Origin of the sequence: Bradyrhizobium sp., from assembly GCF_049586575.1 — a bacterium.
Taxonomy (GTDB): Bacteria; Pseudomonadota; Alphaproteobacteria; order Rhizobiales; family Xanthobacteraceae; genus Bradyrhizobium.
The window spans coordinates 1-3,461 of record NZ_JBAVCF010000027.1; the positions used below are offsets into that span (position 1 = coordinate 1).

General features: G+C 61.9%; 1 protein-coding gene and 1 pseudogene. One reads left to right on the forward strand and one right to left on the reverse strand.

Annotated features, from left to right (window positions below; all coding sequences use genetic code 11):
* Nucleotides 1-637, reverse strand: a 637-nt coding sequence (locus tag WB528_RS00910; RefSeq protein WP_423886554.1) for a phytoene desaturase family protein, incomplete at its 3' end; no start/stop codon positions are given.
* A gap of 324 nt (nt 638-961) precedes the next feature.
* Here WB528_RS00910 and WB528_RS00915 point away from each other — a divergent pair.
* Nucleotides 962-3,238 (forward strand): annotated as a pseudogene (locus WB528_RS00915) (fused MFS/spermidine synthase).
* The last annotated feature ends 223 nt before the right edge of the window (nt 3,239-3,461 follow it).

Consider the following 3,461-nt stretch of genomic DNA (forward strand, 5'->3'; position numbering starts at 1 on the left):
TCGCATAATGACCGACGATGGCGTCGAAGCCGAACAACGCCTTGATCAGGTCGCTCTCGAACACCTCGTCCAGCATCTCGCCAGCCGAACGTGTAAACAGATCCAGCAGCATGCGTTGCTGTTCGAGTGAAAGCTGGCGCAGGATATTGGCTGATCCAAGCGCGTTAAAGCCCTCGCGGATCGCGCCTGCACCAAAACCTTCAACAATGTTCGGCGGCGCGCGCAGCACGAAGGCGCGCAGCACATCGGCGATTTCTTCCAATCTGCGGTTGAAGCCGTCGAGTGCTTCCGCGTCGCGTGGGCTGAGCTTGGCCAGGGATTGCTTCGTGCGGCCTTCGCCGGTCAATAGTGAGCTGCCATCGGGCGCTGGCAGGAAATTCTGTGCACGGCGCTCGACGATTCGCAGGCCATACTCGCCGAGTTTCAGGTCGGAAATAATTTTCGGATTGAGCAGGCTCACGGTATAGGCCGCGACCGAATTGCGGAAGCCGGGAACGAACTCCTCGGTCACCGCGGCGCCGCCCACGACCTTGCGCCGCTCGACCACCTTCACCCGCAGGCCGGCGGCCGCGAGATAGGCCGCGCAGGTGAGGCCGTTATGTCCGGCACCGATGATGACGACGTCTGTTTCGTTCATGTGGGCTTCAGGTCACGCGGTTACGACGGAAAATGACAGAGGGATCACATAGCGAACCCTTGGCCGCTAGTGGAGTGGATTTGACATTCGCAACCGGCCTAGCCGCAAATCTGGAAAGCGCATGTCAAATCCTAAACTCCACTAGAAACCTGTATTTGGCTAGTGGTCCTTTGATTCCAACTTTCGCAAAGCGGCCGCTGAGAAGGCACGCGAATGTTGGAATCGGACCACTAGCACAGCGGTTTGATCGGCTCCCCGATTGCCCGTGTCTATGCCATATGCTCCATTGCGCCGCCCTCAAGCCGGCGTCTTACCGGAGTTTTCATGTCCGCTGCCGAATTGGTTACAAGCCAGCCGTCTGTCGCATCGCGCAACCGGGTGGTGCTTCTGACCTACACGGCGGCGATTTTCGTCAGCGCGCTGTTGTTGTTTTCGGTGCAGCCGCTGTTCACGAAAATGGTGCTGCCACGGCTCGGCGGATCGCCTGCGGTGTGGTCGGTGGCGATGGTGTTTTTCCAGTCGCTGCTGCTCGCGGGCTATGTCTATGCGCATCTGTTGATGCGGATCAAAAGCCGTGTGATCCCGATCGTGGTGCATCTGGTGCTGCTGCTGGTCGCGTTTGCCGCGCTGCCGCTGACGATCGCGGCGCGCTGGGGCGAACCGCCGACCAGCGGCTATGCGGTCTGGCTGCTCGGCCTGTTTGTGGCGTCGATCGGCTTGCCGTTCTTCGCACTCGCCGCGAACAACCCGCTGCTGCAAGCCTGGTTCGTCCGTACCGGCCATCCGGATGGCGCCGATCCTTACTTTCTCTATGCGTCGTCCAACATCGGCAGCTTTCTTGCGCTGTTGTCCTATCCGCTGGTGCTGGAGCCGATCTTTACGCTCAGGATGCAAAACCTGATCTGGACCGGCGGCTATGGCCTGTTGATCGTTCTGATCGCCGCGTGCGGCTTTCTGTTGTGGCGTGCGCCGATCTCTGCAATCGCAAACAACGCGGCGGCGGAAAGCAACGCGCCGGCGCCTTCCTGGGGAACGCGCTTGCGCTGGATTTTCCTGGCCGCCGTGCCGTCAGGCCTTTTGATTGCGGTGACCGCGCATATCTCGACCGATGTCGCCGCAGCGCCGCTTTTATGGGTGTTGCCGCTCTCGCTTTATCTGCTGACCTGGGTGCTGGTGTTCCAACAGCGTCCGCTGCTGCCGCACAAATGGGTGCTGTGGGCGCAACCGGCCGCGATTGCGGGCGTCATCGTGCTGCTCGCGGTCGGCGGCGAGCAGAACCTGCTGCTGACGCTCGGCGGCCACCAACTCTGTTTCTTCGTCATTGCGATGGCCTGCCATGGCGAACTGGCGCGGACGCGGCCGCCGGCGAAATATCTCACCGGCTTCTATGTGGCGCTTTCGTTTGGCGGCATGATCGGCGGACTCTTTGCCGGCCTCATTGCGCCGAACGTATTTTCCTGGGTGGCCGAGTATCCGATCCTGATCGTGCTCGCGGCGCTCTGCCGTCCGCCCGCCGACGAGCGTCTGCCGCGCTTGAGCCGCTGGCTCTGGCCACTTGCGGTGATTCTGGCGCTGGTGCTGATCGCGCCGTAGCAGATGAAGGGCGAGACGTTCGACTGGTTTGAGGGCCATCGCGTCTATGTGGCGGGCGGGGTCGCCGTCTTCGCCATGCTGCTGGCGCTCGCGCTCAACACCGCGCGCCTCAAGCTTGCTGCGCTGGCGGCGTTGGCGCTGTTGCTGATCCGCGTCTACCCCGCCGATGAGGGTCGAGTGGAGACCGTGCGCAGCTTCTTCGGCGTCCACAAGATCGTGACCACCCCGAACGGCCGCTACCATGTGCTGATGCACGGCACCACGATCCACGGCGCCGAAAAATACGCCAATGCCGACGGCACGCCGGTCGCAGGCCGTCCCGAGCCGATCACCTACTATCACAAGGATGGCGGCATCGGGCAGGCGATCACGGCGATCCGCCAGCGCAAGGGCGCGCCGTTGCGGGTCGCCGTCATCGGCCTCGGCTCCGGCACGTTGACCTGCGCATCCGCGCCCGGCGAGACCTGGAAATTCTTCGAGATCGACCAGTCGATGGTCGATACCGCGCGCGATCCGAAGTATTTCAGCTATGTCGAGAAATGCGAACCCGGCCTGAAGCCGACCATCGGCGACGCGCGGCTGACCTTTGCGCGTGAGCCCAACGGCGTCTACGACCTGATCATCGTCGATGCCTATTCGTCGGATGCGATCCCGATCCATCTCGCCACCAAAGAGGCGATGGCGATCTACAAGAACAAGCTTTCGCCGCAAGGCGCGGTCGTGATGCATGTCTCGAACCGGCATCTGGAATTGGCGAGCGTCGTGGTCGGCATCGCCAACGCCAACGGGCTCAAGAGCTGGGTCTACGACGAAGACTCCGGCCGCGACAGCGAATACATCTTCGCCACCAATGTCGTGGTCTCGGCGCGCGCGGAAGCCGATGTCGGCAAGCTCGCTTCCACCGAGCAATGGGCAGAAACCGACGCCAACGCCAATCAGCGGGTCTGGACCGACGATTATTGCAACGTGCTGGGGGCAGTTTATCGGCGGCTACGCGACGGCGAATAGCAACTTAAATCGTTTTTATCCTCCGTGTGAGCGCGAACGATCTGCGCCGACGGAACCCGCAAGATCATTCCGGCGTTGGTGGCATTGGGTGTCCCAATTGTGCCGCCGCACGCCGTTCTAATTTGGGCAGTGCGAGACCACCCATCCGCTGGAGAAAATGCCCATGCCCAACATCAAATGGTTATCGGTCCTTGTGTTGTCGGTCGCGCTGTCGGGGACGGCC